This window comes from Solibacillus sp. FSL K6-1523, from assembly GCF_038005225.1.
Lineage (GTDB): Bacteria > Bacillota > Bacilli > Bacillales_A > Planococcaceae > Solibacillus.
Genome location: NZ_JBBOSU010000001.1, coordinates 490956 through 509124, shown reverse-complemented (window position 1 = coordinate 509124; position 18169 = coordinate 490956). Strand labels below are relative to the sequence as shown.

The window sequence follows — 18169 nt, the reverse complement described above, 5'->3', positions numbered from 1 at the left end:
CAACTACCCAGAAAAACTCTGATAGTTGGCTATTTTTATATTTTAGTTATCACCTTTATACATATCTTTATAAAGAAGCTCTAATTTTTTCGATAATTTACCAAAGGCTGTTTTCCAAGCTTTACGAGCGGTATCGCCATTTGCTTCTGGGATAGCCTCATATAAGGCATGTACTTCAGCAACCTTTTTTAAATCTGCTTCGGCCTGTGTTAGCCTCGAATAGTTATTTACAACTTTCTTTTCAGCGGCACTCAACTTGTCGTAATCAACTCGAATAGTTAATACATCCACTTGTAAATTCGACTTGTAAACACCTTTTATAAGAAGTGTATCGATCGATTCCACTACCGCAAACCCTGCTTCATTTGCCCCTTGTTCAGCTTTTTTTGATGCAATGATCGCGTCACGAACAGTATCATTCACTAAGCCTACTTGCTTTGCAGAAAGCTTAGCGAACGCTTTACGCACCGTTGCTGGATTACTACTAAATGATTTATCGTATTGCTTCATAAACGACTCTACTTTTTTCACATCTGCTTCTGCTGTTTTTAAAATCGCAGCATTTGTAATACGCTTTTTATCGCTAGCACTCAGATTTTTATATTGAAGAGAAAGCGTCTTTATATATTCTACAGTCACTGTATCTACATATAAACCTTTTGATAGGATTCCTCCTATTGCATTATTGAACGCACCAATATCCGCTGCACTGCCATCTACAAGGCGGTTATCTAGTAGTTGTTGATATTGTTCATTCGCTAAATGCTGCTGATTGGCAGGTAATTTTGCAAAAGCCTTTTCTACCGTTTCAATCTTTTTCGCTTGTTTCGCAACGTTCATTTCTTCGCCAGCAGTTTGTACTTTTTTATGGAATGACGCTACAGCTTTCACATCTTTACTAGCAGCCGTTAATAAATAATAGTTCGTTACATGTTTACGTGCAGCTGATGAAAGATTTTTATATGCTGCTGTCGCTGTATTCACTGCTTGTTCTAACGTCGTAAATGAATAATTTGTTACGTTAGCTAATTTTGCAAGATCCGCTTTTAGTGCTTCTGCTGCCGCTTTATCTGCCGGCTCTTTTCCCTTATCATCAATCGTTACATTCGGTGGATTATTTAATAACAGATCTTCATTATAAACGAGAGATTGCTGCAAACTTGTTAGCTTGTTATAAGCCTTTAAAGCACTGTTATAACTCGATTTTAGTTTACTTTCTTTTACACCACTCACTTGTGACAGCCCATCATACTCTTTTATTTGCTTGTTCACTTTGTCGGCTGTCTTAAAGTCTTTTTGCAATTGCACAATTTCTGTATAGCTAATAATTTTAGCTGCGGATGTCTTCGTTAAACTTTTATATTGCGAGATGATACGGTTCACATCGGCCACATAATCATGCCATGTTTGTTCAGTCAGGTTGATCGGGTAAATATCATCTCCAATATAACTTTTGATTGCATCATTTAAATCTTCAATTTGAAATTCTTCTGCATTTTCCGCTGCTAATAATTGCATAATATTTTCAGCTGGTACTAACTGTCGCTGTTTGTAAGTTAGCTTTTCATATGCAGTACGAATGGATTTCGCAGTTGTTACTTGTTTTTCCGGTGCAATAATGCCTGATAGTTTATCAAAAAGCTTAACAAACTGGGCAATTTTTTTAATATCTTGTTTTGCGTCATCTAAAATATTTAAATTTTGTACTGTTGTTTGGTAGCTTTTAGATATTGATGCTATATCAGTTTCAATCGCATCTATGGCCTTCTGTAAATCTTCTACATTTGCATTTGTAGGGGCATATTGAACCAGATTCCCATTATAGTTAATTAGTTCAGCAATCGCTTGACTTACATTTCTTACTTTTTCAATTTCATCAAGATCCGTCGGTGCTTCCATGATTTTCAAAATACTATCATACAAAGTATCACCTACATCTAGACTACGCTGTAATAAATCAAGCTTGTCATAGTCTGCCTCAATGCCTTGTATATATTTTGGTCTATCTCCTGCGTCAATTTCGCCTAATTTATTCATTTTATCATTTAATGCACTAAACATTTTTATATCTGCAAGTGCGCGCTCTACTATCGCATAGTTTTTCACATTCGCTTTGGCAGGAGGTGCTAACGCTTTATATTGATCATTGATTTCCTCGACTTCCGCTTTAAATTTATCTAGGCTTTCCGTTATGTTGTACTTACCATCACTAATTCGTAATTTTTCAATCGCTGTAATCAATGCTTCTGACGGCGCATTCGATATCGTTACGAAATCTGAAATACTTGATTCAACGACGAACGTTCCTACCTTTGCAGTAACCCTAACCTTAATAAATTCCATACCTTTTTCCAATGCACCTACTGGAATCGAGTAATTTTCACTAGTCGCACCATTGATAATTGTAAATGCGTCACCGTCGTTAGAAAACCATTCGTAGCTATATGTAATTTGATTATTTTTCAAGCTAGCCCCATTGTTGTCCGTAACTACTGCACCACCAACTTTTATCGTCTCACCTGGTGCTACAATTTTCGATTCCGAATAACCCGTAAGTTTCGGTTCAGTAATTTCTAAGGCTAGCTTATTAATGGTACTTACGCTACTTTTATATACCGTACCTTCTGTCGATGTCGCTTCCACCATAACCTTTTTGCCCGCTGCTTCTGCTGGTACTGTAAATGAAATCGCTGTCGCACCAGGAATCGGCTTTCTCGTTGGCGAATCTGTACTATTCTCAGCGATTTCAGTCTCAACATAGTACCACTGATACCCTTTAATAATTGTATTTCCTAAGCTCCCGATAGATGCTTTCAATGTTTCATTTACAGTATTTTTCCCTTCAATCGTAATGGCCGATACTTCTTCTGCCCCTACTACATTTGGCACTGTAACGATTACTGGGATTGTTGCTGCCGCTATAAGTAATTTTTTATTCAATATATATAGCCCTCCTTTAAAATTCTCGAGTATTATATCGGTAACTTTTTACTTTACTTTATTTCTGTAAATGGCAGATTTCCAACTTTGACCAACTAATCGGCAAGTTTTAAATTGATTGACTTTTCTCTCTACTGTTGTATACAATATCTTTAATCTAATTTGTTCGTGTATATGGTAGCAGGTTGCGGGAGCGTGACCACCATTCTAGCAAAGTTTAGATGAGATTAGCTGAGTTGAGTCAAATTGATGAATAAGAAGAGTAGCATTTTGCTTTTGTTTAGAGAGCGCATGGTTGGTGAAAATGCGTCAAAATAAAAATGTGAATGGGCCTTATGAAAGCTACTAGCGTTAGTTAGTGGACGGTTCCCCTGCCGTTATCAGGAATGAGTGGAAGCAGTAAGTTTGGCTTCAATCGAGGTGGCAACGCGGTATTTATCGCCCTCAACGAAAGGATTTTTTTCCTTTTGTTGAGGGCGTTTTTTTTATTCCAATATTAAAAGGAGCTGGTCAATATGGCATTAAAGCAAAAAATTCGCACATCGATGAAAAAGGTCAATGGCGATTTATTAACCCCGATTTCAATTTTTTTACGACTGCGAGGTAAGCGAAAATTTCTACTTGAAAGTTCAGCGAAATATGAAGGCAATGGGCGCTATTCCTTTATCGGAGCCAATCCACGAAAAACATATAGCGGAAATGATGCGCATTTACAGGATCTCTCGCATTTAACAAATAAGCAATACCACTATGAAGGTGAAATCATTTCATTGCTGAAGCAAGTGATGCCGCGTGTTACGAGCAATACGGAATATCCATTAACAGGTGGGGGCATCGGTTATATTCACGCCCTTCCAGCAGCATTACATGAGGCAGTGCCTGTGCTCCAGTTTCATGTGTATGACACGCTCATTATTTTTGACCATTTGACAGATGAAATTGCGGTTTTCCATACAAATATTGAGGCAGAACAAGTGGAACCCAATATTGATCAACTAATCGATGAGTTGTTCACCGCATCCACTTTAGATGACACCGATTATACGCTGCATTCCTTACAGCAGGAATCGCCGCAACTTACTACGGCCGGGTTTTCTGGGGATGCATTTGCCTTGTACCGAAATTTACGTGTTCAGGAAGCAGCCGCTTATATGTATTACATGGAATTTGATGAATGTACGATCGTTGGAACATCGTCAAGAAGCTTTTTACAAATTCGCGATGGCGCGCTTTCCACAACGAACGAGGAAGCAAATCTCGACACATTATGCCAAACGGATTCCATAGAAAAGCAAAATACCGCGCAGCATGGGGTACTGTCCCCTGCTTTTCACGCCATTGATGCAGTAAAACAGCTGATGCCAGAAGATGGGCTCATTGGCTATATCGGATTTAATGGTCAGGTCGATTTCACAACACCTGCAAAAACGTTGACGATTATTGGCGACAAAGCATATATCCAAACAACAACTGATGCATCCGACTTCACGCTGGGCGCACTTATGAAAGGATGAGAAACATGTCATTACAACCGTTTATTACGAAGCTTGAACGTTCGGAACATCTTATTTTTGAAGAAATGGTGCAAGCAGCACACTTTATTTTTAATGAACAAACAGCGAAACAAGATATTGCCGATTTTCTAATTGCAATGAGCAACAAAGGCGAAACAGCTCATGAAGTTGCAGGACTCGCATCCGTTATGCAATCCCATGCTGTCAAAATGGATGCGCCTGAAGGAATTTATATGGATAACTGCGGAACGGGTGGCGATGGTTTGCATAGCTTCAATATTAGTACAACAGCAGCCTTTGTTCTTGCTGGTGGTGGCATTTTAGTCGCGAAGCACGGCAACCGGAAAGTATCGAGTTCATCAGGTAGCTCCGATGTTTTAGAGGCCCTTGGCATTGAACTCATTCCCGATACAACGCAAACAACCGTTTTACTAAAGCAATACGGCATCGCCTTTTTACATGCACCAAATATGCATCCTAAATTGAAACGGATCGGGGAAGTTCGACAAGCAATCGGCAAGCCAACGATTTTTAACTTAGTCGGACCGTTAACGAATCCAGTGCCATTAAAAACGCAATTGGTTGGTATTAATCGTCCTAATTTCACAACCGATTATGCAGAGGTACTTCATATGCTTGGTCGCGAGCGGGCTGTTGTCGTGTCAGGTGCGCAAGGCATGGATGAAGCTTCGTTAGACGGTGAAAATACATTCGTTTTACTCGATCACGGGGATATTATTCCGTTTAAATTACGAGCTGAAGATGTCGGATTAACTGCGCGGCCACTATCTGCAATCCGTGGGGGCAATCCACAGGAAAATGCACTCATTATGCGCGAGTTATTAGCTGGCAAACAAAGCCCCTATTTCGACACGGTTATTTTAAATGCAGGCATCGGATTCTTTGCTTACGGATTGGCTGACACGATGAAAGAAGGAATTGAAATGGCGAAAGATAGCATTTTTTCAGGACGCGCATTACAAAAACTAGAAAACGTCATTGCTTATAGTGAGCAAGTCGTAAAAGAAGGAGCATCAAAATGACTATTTTAAATCAAATTATCGAACATAAAAAATCAGAACTTCCTGTATTACTTGCAAATGAACCAAGCTTCCAAACGGTTCAAAAACAGCGCCCTTCTTTATACGAAACATTGCAGCACACGAAAACATTACAAATTATCGCTGAAATGAAACGCGCCTCCCCTTCTAAAGGAGATATCGCGACACATATAGATCCCGTTACGCAAGCATTGCAATACGAAGAAGCTGGCGCGGCATGTATTTCCGTATTAACCGAGCAGGCATTTTTTAAAGGCTCATTCGAGGATTTAAACGCTGTTGCCAATGCGGTGAATGTGCCTGTTTTATGTAAAGATTTTATGATCGATACGGTTCAAATCGATTATGCAAAAGCGGCGGGAGCATCCGTTATTTTACTCATTGTGGCGGCACTAAATGATGAGCAATTACGTTCGTTACACACTTATGCTACTGATCATAATTTAGAGGTACTTGTAGAGGTTCATAATGTGGAAGAATTGCAACGCGCACTTCAAATCGGGGCGAAAATTGTCGGTGTAAATAACCGTGACTTAAATACTTTTGAGGTCAATTTATCACATACAAAGGAAATTGCCGAGCAGCTTCCTCACCAAGGTATTGCTTTCATTAGTGAAAGTGGCATTTGGGATGTGGAAGATGCACAATTCGTGGCGAATGCTGGGGCAAAAGGCATCTTAGTTGGGGAATCTTTAATGCGCAGCGGCGATGTCAAAAATTCACTACAATCGCTACAAATCGACATAATGACAAAGGTTGGGGAAATTTGATGACAAAAGTAAAAATTTGCGGATTAAAAACAAGCGAGCATGTGGAGGCTGCTGTACAGGCTGGTGCTGATTTCATCGGATTCATGTTCGCGCCTAGTAAACGACGTATCACGTTAGAGGAAGCAATGGACTTTGCAACACGCATTCCGAAAGAGGTAAAAAAAGTGGGCGTGTTTGTGAATGAGACACCTGAAACGATTGTACAAATCGCGCAACAAGTGGGACTTGATTATATTCAATATCATGGAGATGAAAAGCAGGAAATGATTGCACAAATTGGACTGCCAGCAATCAAGGCATTTTCGATTCGTTCAAAAGAGGATGCAATACGGGCAGCGAAATATAATGTAGATTTCTATTTATTTGATGCGCCAGGTACGAATTACCGTGGAGGAAGCGGAAACTCATTTGACTGGACGTTACTCGATGACGTAAACATTCCACTCGAAAAGGTAATTTTAGCAGGTGGCTTAAATGCTGAAAATGTCGGGTTGGCGATTGCACTTGTCGAACCTTTTGCAGTAGATGTTTCAAGCGGGGTTGAAGTGGATGGGCAAAAAGATGTTGATGCCATTACGACATTTATTGAAAAAGCGAAAGGGGATTTGATTTTATGACAACAACAAAAGGACGCTTCGGACAATTCGGAGGGCAATTTGTTCCCGAAACATTGATGACACCTTTACAGGAATTAGAGAACGCGTATGAGGTAGCAAAACAAGACCCTGAATTTCAGCAGGAACTTGCCTATTATTTAAAGCAATATGTCGGACGCGAAACACCACTTTATTTTGCTGAGCGCTTAACGAATAAAATGGGTGGCGCGAAAATTTATTTAAAGCGTGAGGATCTCAATCATACAGGTGCCCATAAAATTAATAATGCGATCGGGCAAGCTCTTCTCGCAAAACGCATGGGGAAAAAGAAAATTGTTGCAGAAACAGGCGCTGGTCAACATGGCGTTGCAACAGCTACTGCATGCGCCCTACTCGATATGGAATGCATCGTTTATATGGGTGCTGAAGATGTTCGTCGCCAGCAGCTTAATGTTTTCCGCATGGAGTTGCTTGGCACAAAAGTAATTGCGGTGGAAAAAGGTTCGGCTACTTTGAAAGATGCGGTGAATGAAGCATTGCGTCACTGGGTTACACATATTGAGGATACGCATTATATTTTAGGTTCGGCACTGGGACCACACCCCTTCCCTACAATCGTTCGAGATTTCCAACGCATTATTGGAGATGAAACACGCGTGCAAATTTTGGAGCAAGAAAACCGTTTGCCAGACACAGTCATTGCATGTATCGGTGGTGGCAGTAATGCGATTGGCATGTTCTATCCATTTATTGAAGATGCGGATGTCGCTCTTTACGGAATTGAGGCAGCTGGTTCGGGCGTCGATACGAATGAACATGCGGCAGCAATTCATGTTGGTAAAACAGGCGTACTTCATGGCTCGTTTATGTATTTATTACAAGATGAAAATGGCTTTATTCAAGAGGCACATTCCATTTCAGCTGGGCTCGATTATCCTGGAGTTGGTCCAGAACATTGCCATTTACATGAAAGTGGGCGTGCCAAGTATCCTTCTGTCACAGATGAACAAGCGCTTCAAGGTGTGAAACTGCTTTGTGAAACGGAAGGAATTTTACCTGCATTGGAAAGTGCGCATGCGATTTATTATGCAGCTGAATTTGCGAAAGCGCGACCAGCAGATGAAATCATTGTCGTTTGCTTATCAGGTCGAGGGGATAAAGATGTGCACACATTAATGGAAAAGTTAGGGGGCGTTGAGTAATGAACTTGCAACATATAATAGAAGAAACTCTTATAAAAGGCGATAAAGCGTTTGTTCCATATATAATGGCGGGCGATGGCGGGCTTGAAACGTTAAAACCTACTATTTTGAAATTACAGCAAATTGGCGTTACTGCAATTGAAGTTGGCATCCCCTTCTCCGATCCTGTTGCAGACGGTCCAACGATTGAGGAAGCAGGACAACGCGCCCTCTCTCACGGGGTAACTTTGCGTAAAGTGTTGGCGGAACTAACTGGGTTCGTCGAGGATATTTCGGTACCACTCGTTGCGATGACGTACTTAAATCCGATTTTAGCTTACGGGGTTGAAGAGTTTGCACATGATGCTTCGGCTGCAGGAATTCGTGGATTGATCGTTCCAGATATGCCTTTTGAGGAAAGTGCACTTTTACATCCTGCATTAAAAACGCATGGCATTGCATTCGTTCAGCTCGTTTCATTAACAAGTCCACTCGAACGTGTGAAAAAATTAGCGGCGGCGAGTGAAGGTTTTATTTATGCCATTACAGTAAACGGAACAACAGGGGTTCGAGCGGAATTTGCGGAAAATTTGCGTGCCCATTTTACGGAATTGAAGCAACATAGCACAGTTCCTGTATTGGCTGGGTTTGGCATTTCTACTCCAGAGCATGTGAAGGAGTTTAGTGCTTTTGCAGATGGCGTTATTGTTGGCAGTCAAATTGTTAGCGCATTGGAAAAGCAAGACTGGGCGACGATTGACGCTCTTGTGAACGCGTCAAAAAAAGCAGGCATTGTTTAATGTATCTCCTTTTCCCATCATATGGTAAAGTGAAGGGATACTAATTGTTGGGGGTTTATGTATGAAAATGAAGGATTTTTTTGCTGGACTCTTTTTCCTTTTGATCGCAGGGTATTTTACGTATGCCCTTGTACAAGATATGCCCAAACTTTTCATTGAAAGTACGACGATGTGGCAATACTTTATCGCCTTTTTCCGAGTGGCGTTAATCATTTTCGTTTTCAACTTAGGGCTAACGTTAATTAAGAAGTTTTTTGTTAGTCGAAAAGCTGCTTAATTAGTGAAACCACCGCTTTTTTTATAAAGTGGTGGTTTTTTATATGGTTTTTATTAATAATGTGACAGGCTAACGGTCAGGGCGCAGGATTGGCTATTAATCGATTATAATTGGCTATTATGTATGTATTATTGGCGATTAAATAGTAGAAAGTGGCTAATAATAATGATAAATTGGCGATAATCGAAGGGATTTTGGCTATTAAAGTTCGCAAATTGGCTATTCTCTAAAACTATAGTGTACAACACAAATTTCCGCAAATATTAAAATAACGCCGCTTCTTCAGGGGAAGGCGGCGTTTTTTTAAATTATTAAATCCGTTGTGTATTTAAGCGCAATTGTAATTTTTCAAGCATATCAATCGTCATTTTTTCTAAATTATACTGCGCCTTAAAGCCCCACTCTTCCATCGCGGCCGTTGAATCAATCGCATTTGGCCAGCTGTCCGCAATAGCTTGGCGAACCGGGTCCACTTCATAGCTCATGTCGAATGTTGGCATATGCTTTTTAATTTCTGCAGCAATTTGTGCAGGTTCAAAACTCATCGCCGAAATATTAAACGCATTGCGATGGATCAGCTTTGATGGATCTGCTTCCATTAAATCAACAATCGCTTGCAGTGCATCTGGCATATACATCATATCCATATATGTACCTTCCGCAATATAAGATGTGTAACGACCGTCCATAATCGCTTTATAATAAATGTCGACCGCGTAATCTGTCGTTCCCCCTCCTGGAGGCGTTGCGTATGAAATTAAACCAGGGAAACGGACACCGCGCGTATCTAAACCAAAACGTGTGTAATAATAATCACAAAGTAATTCCCCCGCTACTTTGTTTACCCCATACATTGTTGTTGGGCGCTGCAAAGTATCTTGTGGTGTATTGTCTTTCGGTGTTGATGGACCAAATGCACCGATTGAGCTCGGGGTGAAAAATTGCATATTTAATTCACGCGCTACTTCTAACGCGTTCATTAAGCCACCCATATTTAAATTCCACGCGAATACTGGATTTTTTTCAGCTGTTGCAGATAACAGAGCGGCCATGTGTATCATTGTGTCCGCACCAAAATCATTGGCCAACTCGTGCATTCGCTTGCCATCCGTTACGTCTAACACTTCAAATGGACCTTGATCGCTATCTATTTTACGAATATCTGTTGCCAGTATATTATCAACGCCATACGTATCGCGTAATTTCTCTACTAATTCAGAACCAATTTGACCTAAAGCACCGGTCACAATAATTTTTTTCACGATGGTACCTCCTCTGTTATAAAACAATTGTCCTCTGTAAAAATACACACAAATACGTGTAAAGCTTATTATGAACAACTTTCATTGAGGGTTATTATACGGTGTTCTTTTATAAAATACAATATTAAATTATTTTTCTTTTCTGGCAATACATTTGTACGTGTGAAAGAGCCGTTCTAAAAGAATGACTAAAAACAGTGTAAGTCATTGTATTTTATGTAGCATTCCCTAAAAGCGTAAGGCTAATCAATTACGCTGAGGCGTAATTGCGTCCAGATTTTTTTCGAGCTCGCTCGAAAAATTCCCCTAAAAAATCTGTGACATCCGCCAGGGCATTAACTTGATTCAGCAGCAAGCTTCTGCTGAATCAAGTTAACCCAAAACAAAAAGCACACCAATTTTTCGATGCGCTTCGTTTTTCTATTAAAATTGGTGGTGATTCGCATGCGGAATTTATTCTATCCGTCACATTTCGGTTTCTATCCAACACTTTTCGATTTTTATCCGTCACTTTCAAAATTCTATCCACCAAATGCACGTTTTATTTAACAACAGCCTCGTATAAACTCGGGCGGCGATCTTCATATACTGGGATGCGCTCTCTCACTTCATCTACAGTTGAAAAATCAACATCAATAATTGCTAATTCCTCATCCTCTGCACCAGTCCATAATACTTCCCCCCATGGACCGATAATCATTGATTGCCCGTTGAAGTTTTCCACTTTGCGTGCAATACGATTCACCGCTACAACGAAGCACTGATTTTCAATGGCACGTGCTTGCAGTAATGTTTTCCAGTGATCGATGCGCGGCGTTGGCCATTGTGCTGGTACGAACAATACCTTTGCCCCATTTAATGCATGTGCGCGTAGCCATTCAGGGAAACGAATATCATAACAAATGACGCCACCCGCTTCAATTTCTCCTAATGCAAAACGGTTCATTGTATCGCCAGACTCTAAGTATAAATGCTCGTCCATTAAACGGAATAAGTGCACTTTACTATATTCACCCACTAATTCTCCATCGCGATTGTATGTATACATTGTATTGTAAAACTTGCCATCATCACGCTTTACTGACACCGAGCCCCCTACAATATGTACTGACAACTCTTTTGCTAATGCACTTAAAAAAGCTTGCGTACGTTCTCCATTTACATCTGCTAAATCCTCAAGCTTTTCTAACGCATAACCCGTGTTCCACATTTCTGGAAGAACTACGATTTCCGCGCCGCCTGTTACAGCTTCACGAATCAATTTCTCCGCACGTTCGTAATTTTCATTCACTTTCCCAAAACCTACATTTAATTGAATACAACCGATTTTCATGAATGACACGCCCTTTTCCATTTTGCTTTATTTTAACATGTTTCTTAGGCATTGTATGAAATTACATTATGAAAAAAGAGCTTGAAGGAGTGATTTTCCCCTCAAGCCCTTTGGAATTTAAAGTTTACTATTCTTGAAGCTGCATTATACGGTATAAAAATGTCACAAACTGCGCGCGTGTCACCGGGTCATTCGGACCATATTTCCCGTTATCTCCAAGCGCAATCCCTTCACGCTCGAGTACGGCAATATAGCCTGTACTCCAATGTTTGCTCGCTACATCGCTAAAGGATGCGGTGCCCTCTGGTGTTAATCCAAGCACACCGACTAACACTTTAGCTAGCTCAGCGCGTGTCATTTCTCCTTTCGGTAAGAACGCACCATTCGTACCGTCAATAATTCCTGCCTGCTGCAACGTGAGTATTGCTTCATAATAAGGATGTGCGGGTGAAACGTCAGAGAAATCCTTTGCTTCTCGCACGTTTTCAAATGGAAACGCTCTCGTTAATAATGCTGCGACATGCATCCGACTAATCGGCGCATTCGGACGGAAAGTACCATCTTCAAAGCCTTGAATAATCCCAAGTGTCGCCAGTTCTTCAATCATTTCCTTCGCCCAATGCTGATTGATATCATCAAATGTCACAGTTGGCGGTGGTATCTGTGGCTCTTGCAGTATTTCCATTTCTGGTTCTGGTACAACTGCTGACAATGCCGTCCATTTCGCATAAAGTGAAATATTTCCTCTAACTAGCGTTTCCTCTGCCCATCGTTTCGTCAATGCCTCATCTTCATACCACCCATCGAAGCGGAAACCCTCTCTTGTTGGTACAGGCAAATCACCTACTTTCGAATTATAAGTTATTTCGATCGGCTCGAGCATTGTACCACCATTTGAATGCAATGTAATTTTCACCTTTGATGGTGGTGAATAGTCGTTATCGTTATTATTCGATGATGCAGGCGGTGATGTTGTGCCGCCACCTGTAGTTGGTCGATTCGCTGTCCACTGTGCGTATAGTGTGATATTTGCTGTGCCCATTGGGAATGTTTCTCCTGCTGTATAAGCAGTACCTTTGCCATTTGCTTGTGTGTTCCAGCCTGCAAATGTGTGACCTTGTTTCACTAAGTTACCGCTATTTCCTTGTACCATTACTGTGGCATTTTCTTCGTAAGATACGCTACTTGGGACATTACCACCTGTTGCACTGTTTTTGTCGTACGTTACTGTATACGTTGGCTTCGCATTCGCTGTCCACTTCGCATACAGCGCGATATTTCCCTTCACCAAATCTGTCGCAAAATTCCATGCATTTGTTAAGGCGCTATCCTTGTACCAACCTGCAAATTTATGATCTGCCCTTGTTGGCGCTGGTGTTGGTTCTTGAACGGGATTATTATCAGTCACGGTTTGTGCGGCAATTGCACTTCCTCCATTGGATTCAAAAGTTACTGTATGACTAGTAACTTTCCCTTGAGATTCATATGCACCTAAATCAATCTTCGTTCCTTGAATACGTGGATTTCCATCGAGATCTTTCTTAATACTTGCTAATTCTGGATACGAGGAATCCCCTTTATCAATCGCCGGTGAGCCTGCTTTTAAACGATAATTTTTATTGTCTGGGTCAATGAAAATATCTTCTATTAGATGATCCTTTCCATCAGGCTTACCTGTACTATCATACAACTGCCCTTTTTTATCATCGCCAATTAGGCTATTTTCAATTGTTGGCGTCCCATTATAGGCATGTCCATTATTTCCGATAATGATGCTATTGTAGATTTTAGGTGTACTTGAATCATTATAGATAGTAGCTTTATTAGTACCATTCGTTATGTTTCCACTCATCGTGACATTTGTGAGGGTCGGACTGCTACTGCTGTAATTTTCCATCCCCCCTCCATAATTAGCAGTGTTTCCGATGAATTCAACATTCGTTACACTTGGACTGCTACTAAAATTGGACATGCCGCCTCCATAATTTGCTGTATTTCCGATGAATTCAACATTCGTTACGCTCAGACTGCTACTATCCTTATTGAACATGCCGCCCCCATAACTAGTTGCTGTATTTCCGATGAATTTCACATTCGTTAGGCTCGGACTGCTACTATTATCATTGGACATGCCGCCTCCACTATTAGTTGCAGTATTTTTGCTGAATTCCACATTTGTTACCGTCGGGCTGCTATCCCAATTGGACATGCCACCCCCATGAAAAGCTGTATTTCCGATGAATTTCACATTCGTTAGGCTCGGACTGTTACTATTACCATTAGACATGCCGCCTCCAGCACCATGTCCGATAGCATTATTCGCATTGCCCTCGATAATTGTCACCCCATCCAAAATGGCTGTGGCATTTAAATTCAAGCCTCGTGGATGATAAAATACATGGTAGGCATTGTCTGTTTTATCGCCAACTGTCCCAATATCACCGCTTAAAATTGTTTCATTTGTCTTGAAATCTCGTTCAGCAAGTGTGCTTTCCGTTCCTGCAAAACCACCGTAAATCCCCACGCCATTTTTCATTTGAAAAGAAGCTGTGCGAGGATTACTTGAATTAGCAGCAAGCTCAGTTGGTTTATACGTTCCTTTGGCAATCCAAATGTCTTGTCCGGCTACGGCTGTTGATAGGGCTGTTTGTAAGTCTTTGTAGGCAGTTGCCCAGCTTGCGCCGTCTGCTGTCGTACCCGTCGATGCAACGTTGACATAAATAATGGGACTGACTTGTATGGCATCCCACTTCGCATACAGCGTCGTATTCGCCGTTACCACATCTGTCGCAAAATCCCATGCATTTGTTAAGGCGCTATCGTGATACCAACCTGCAAATGTATGACCTACCTTTATTGGCGCTGGGGTTGGTTCTTGAACAGGCACACTATCAGACACAGTTTGTGAGGCGACTTTACTTCCTCCATTGGATTCAAAAGTTACTGTATAGCTAGCAACTTGGGATTCATATGCGCCTAAATCAATACTCGCTCCATAAATACGTTGATTTCCATCGAGATCTTTCGTAATACTTGCTAATTCTGGATAGGCAGAAATCCCTTTATCAATCGCTGGTGAACCTGCTTTTAGACGATAATTTTTATTGTCTGGGTCAATGAAAATATCTTCTATTAGATGATCCTTTCCGTCAGACTTACCTGTATCATCATACAACTGTCCTTTTTGTTCATCGCCAATTAGGCTATTTTCAATAGTTGGTGTCCCATTATAGGCGGGGCCGTTATTTTCGACAATGATGCTATTTCGGATTTCAAGTAAACTTGTACTATCAAAATTATAGATAGCAGCTTTGTTAGTACCCTTCGTTGTATTTCCACTCATCGTGATATTTGTAAGGGTCGAACTACTATTCTTATCATTGTACATGCCACTTCCATCCCTAGAAGCTTCATTTCCGATGAATTCCACACTCGTTACAGTCGGTTCGCTACCATTAGAATTATTCATACCACCTCCATTAGTAGCTTTATTTCCATTAAATCTCACATTCATTACGGTCGGACCGCTCTTACTAATATTGAGCATGCCACCTCCAGATGTAGCAGTATTTTTTCTGAATTCTACATTTGTTACGCTCGGGCTGCTATCTCTATTGTACATACCACCTCCAGCTCCATGAGTAGCAGTATTTTCGCTGAATTTCACATCCGTTACGCTCGGACTGCTTTTATAATTGTTCATGCCACCTCCATTAATATAAGCAGTATTTCCCCTGAATTCTACATTCGTTACGCTCGGACTACTACCAGCATTGTACATGCCGCCTCCAGCATTATATGGGTCTTTTCCATCCGCATTGCCACCTGTAATCGTCACCCCATCCAATATGGCTGTGGCATCTAAATTTAATCCATCATGAAAAAATACATGGTAGGCATTGTCTGCTTTATCGCCAACTGTACCAATATCACCGCTTAAAATCGTTTCATTTCTCTTGAAATCTCGGTCATCAAGTTTGCTTTCCGTTCCTGCAAAACCACCGTAAATCCCCACGCCGTTTTTCATTTTAAAGGAAATAGTACGATCTGTTCCTGTTGTCGGTTTATACGTACCTGCTGCAATCCAAATTTCTTGTCCTGCTACGGCTGAAGATAGGGCTGTCTGTAAGTCTTTGTAGGCGGTTGCCCAGCTTGTGCCGTCTTCTGTAGTACCAGTCGTTGCTCCATTGACATAAATAACGGAACCGGTTGACTGTGTCGCAAGAAATGCTGCTGTTGTAATTTGAATACGGCGTTTTTCGATGACGACTTGTCCACCTGAATCCGTTATCCTAAACCAAATGTCGTGGTCGCCCGCATCCTCCAACAGCAGTGGTACAGTTGGATTACAGGGTTCCCATGTTGTGCCAATATCTTGTGAAAGTTCTATGCTGGCACTATCTGGAGAGGTTGTCACCACTTGAATCGTGACAGGGCTTGTTGCGACGTTCCCTTCTTCATAAGGCTGTCCGTTCTCTTCTGTCATTGTAATGGTCAATGTGGTACTGTTAGTTTGTGCGAATGCTGGCAAACTCCCGAAAATGGTTTGCGAAAGCAGTAAATAGATTGCTAAGATTGTTAACTTTTGATGAAATGATTTTCGCATGATTATCCCCTCTTTCTTAAAAATGATAAAATGGTTCTTTCTAGTGTTGTACATTCTTTTAAATTTGTAATAATAGCTCCTTTGTAGAGATTTGTATTCATCACGTTTAAATGTAAATGGCAAAGGTTAAAACTGGGTTAAAAAAATAGTAATTTTTAGCTCTTTACCAAAACATGAACTTGACTTTATAAAATAAGCTACTGTAGTAATACGTTTTTCCTTTTAAATTATTGTTTCTAAAACTTTCTGTATTTTGCGCCACCTACCATGGGGGATGACGGATTTTTGTGTGGAATTTCCTATAATTTTGCTGTAACTAGCCATATATCCTCGTAAACTAGCCACTAACCAGTTAAAACTAGCCAACTTTCAAACGAGATTAGTCAAAATACATTGAAAACTAGCGAAACCACGTTTTACTCGCCAAACTTCATCATTTACTAGCCGATTTCCCTGCCCTTTAAGGTAAATCCGATATATTTCGGTATTGATCTAGATTTTTAATATTATTTATCGATTACTTATTTTAATCTTCACTTTACTTAACCCACCAAAAGTCATACGATTATCTCAATATTATGAAAAAGGGTGATTGTATATGGAATTTTCGACAAAACTACAACAACTTCCTCCTCAATTTTTCGCCGCATTAGTTAATAAAGTGAACGACGCATTAGCAGAGGGGCGCGATGTTATTAATTTAGGACAAGGCAACCCGGACCAACCGACACCTGATCATATCGTTGAAGCGTTACAACTTGCTGTCACAAATCCAGGGACGCATAAATATTCACCATTCCGCGGAATTGCAGAGCTTCGTCAAGCAGCTGCGGATTTTTACAAGCGAGAATATGATGTCGATATTGATCCGAATACAGAAGTGGCTATCTTAGGTGGCACTAAAATTGGGCTCGTTGAATTGCCACTTGCCCTTTTAAATGCGGGTGATTATATGCTGTTACCTGACCCAGGCTATCCTGACTATTTATCTGGTGTCGCGCTTGCAGATGTAAAATTTGATACGATGCCATTGACTGCTGATAATCAATTTTTACCCGATTACGAAGCTCTAAGTTCAGATGTATGTGAGCGTGCAAAACTGATGTACATCAACTATCCGAACAATCCAACAGGTGGTACAGCAACAACGGACTTTTTTGAACAAACCGTGGAATTTGCAAAGGAACATAATATTGCCGTTGCCCATGATTTTGCATACGGTGCCATTGGTTTTGATGGTGAACGTCCACCAAGCTTCCTACAAGCAAAAGGTGCAAAAGACATTGGAATCGAGCTTTACACTTTGTCGAAATCTTATAATATGGCAGGATGGCGCATTGGCTTCGCTGTTGGAAATGCAAAAATGATTGAAGCAATTAACATTATTCAAGATCATTTATTTTGCAGCCAATTCCCTGCAATTCAGCACGCCGCAGCTGCCGCATTAAATGATGAGCAAACATGCGTTGATCAGTTGCGTTTGATGTATGAAGCACGCCGCAATGTTTTGGTAGAAGAAGCACATAAAATCGGGTGGAACATTACCGCGCCAAAAGGTTCGTTCTTCGCATGGCTCCCTGTACCTACCGGCTATACGAGTGAAGAATTTGCGGATTTACTGCTCGATAAAGCTGATATTTCGGTCGCAGCAGGCAATGGGTTTGGGCAATACGGAGAAGGTTATATTCGCGTTGGGTTATTAGTAGAAGAAGATCGTTTGCGTGAAGCGATGGGGCGTGTTGCAAAATTGGGGATATTTTCGCCAAGTGTAACTCGTTAGTAACTTATATAGAAGAAAAAAAGCTAGAAACGCATTTTCCCGTTTCTAG

The 18169-nt window shown here is 40.8% G+C and carries 12 protein-coding genes and 1 other annotated feature; of the genes, 8 read left to right on the top strand and 4 right to left on the bottom strand.

Features of this window, described 5'->3' with window-relative positions:
* Positions 1-42 precede the first annotated feature (42 nt).
* Positions 43-2940: a hypothetical protein gene (locus MHI10_RS02400; RefSeq protein ID WP_340782611.1), complete on the bottom strand. Its 2898-nt coding sequence runs from the start codon at positions 2938-2940 to the stop codon at positions 43-45.
* A 240-nt stretch (positions 2941-3180) separates the two neighbouring features.
* Positions 3181-3389, top strand: a binding site (T-box leader).
* A gap of 66 nt (positions 3390-3455) precedes the next feature.
* Between MHI10_RS02400 and MHI10_RS02395 the strand changes: the two genes are divergently transcribed.
* The 7 genes from MHI10_RS02395 (at position 3456) to MHI10_RS02365 (ending at position 9139) form a co-directional block, all read left to right on the top strand.
* On the top strand, positions 3456-4454 hold the full coding sequence (locus MHI10_RS02395; RefSeq protein WP_340782608.1) for a metal ABC transporter ATP-binding protein: 999 nt from the start codon (positions 3456-3458) through the stop codon (positions 4452-4454).
* 5 nt (positions 4455-4459) lie between these two features.
* Positions 4460-5497, top strand: a complete 1038-nt coding sequence (gene trpD / locus MHI10_RS02390) for an anthranilate phosphoribosyltransferase (RefSeq protein WP_340782606.1) — start codon at positions 4460-4462, stop codon at positions 5495-5497.
* Entirely contained in the window at positions 5494-6285 is a 792-nt protein-coding gene (trpC, locus tag MHI10_RS02385; RefSeq protein WP_340782604.1) for an indole-3-glycerol phosphate synthase TrpC, read from the top strand. The genes trpD and trpC overlap by 4 nt, the downstream gene beginning before the upstream one ends.
* Positions 6285-6902, top strand: coding sequence for a phosphoribosylanthranilate isomerase (locus MHI10_RS02380; RefSeq protein WP_340782602.1), 618 nt, complete (start codon positions 6285-6287; stop codon positions 6900-6902). The genes trpC and MHI10_RS02380 overlap by 1 nt, the downstream gene beginning before the upstream one ends.
* Complete coding sequence (trpB, locus tag MHI10_RS02375; RefSeq protein WP_340782600.1) at positions 6899-8083, top strand: tryptophan synthase subunit beta; 1185 nt, start codon at positions 6899-6901, stop codon at positions 8081-8083. Before MHI10_RS02380 ends, trpB begins: the two co-directional genes overlap by 4 nt.
* On the top strand, positions 8083-8862 hold the full coding sequence (gene trpA, locus MHI10_RS02370) for a tryptophan synthase subunit alpha (RefSeq protein ID WP_340782599.1): 780 nt from the start codon (positions 8083-8085) through the stop codon (positions 8860-8862). Before trpB ends, trpA begins: the two co-directional genes overlap by 1 nt.
* Positions 8863-8923: 61 nt before the next feature.
* Positions 8924-9139 carry a sulfate permease gene (locus MHI10_RS02365; protein WP_340782597.1) on the top strand — a complete coding sequence of 72 codons (216 nt, stop codon included), beginning with the start codon at positions 8924-8926 and terminating at the stop codon, positions 9137-9139.
* Between the two features lie 311 nt (positions 9140-9450).
* Here MHI10_RS02365 and MHI10_RS02360 read toward each other — a convergent pair whose 3' ends face one another.
* The 3 genes from MHI10_RS02360 to MHI10_RS02350 all read right to left on the bottom strand — a co-directional run bounded on the left by MHI10_RS02360 (position 9451) and on the right by MHI10_RS02350 (position 16340).
* Complete coding sequence (locus MHI10_RS02360) at positions 9451-10401, bottom strand: L-threonine 3-dehydrogenase (protein WP_340782595.1); 951 nt, start codon at positions 10399-10401, stop codon at positions 9451-9453.
* A gap of 541 nt (positions 10402-10942) precedes the next feature.
* Positions 10943-11734 carry a carbon-nitrogen family hydrolase gene (locus MHI10_RS02355; protein WP_340782593.1) on the bottom strand — a complete coding sequence of 264 codons (792 nt, stop codon included), beginning with the start codon at positions 11732-11734 and terminating at the stop codon, positions 10943-10945.
* A 127-nt stretch (positions 11735-11861) separates the two neighbouring features.
* The gene (locus MHI10_RS02350) at positions 11862-16340 is read right to left on the bottom strand and encodes an InlB B-repeat-containing protein (protein WP_340782592.1); all 4479 of its coding nucleotides are present in this window, start codon (positions 16338-16340) and stop codon (positions 11862-11864) included.
* A 598-nt stretch (positions 16341-16938) separates the two neighbouring features.
* Between MHI10_RS02350 and MHI10_RS02345 the strand changes: the two genes are divergently transcribed.
* Positions 16939-18120 carry a pyridoxal phosphate-dependent aminotransferase gene (locus MHI10_RS02345; protein ID WP_340782591.1) on the top strand — a complete coding sequence of 394 codons (1182 nt, stop codon included), beginning with the start codon at positions 16939-16941 and terminating at the stop codon, positions 18118-18120.
* Positions 18121-18169: the final 49 nt, after the last annotated feature.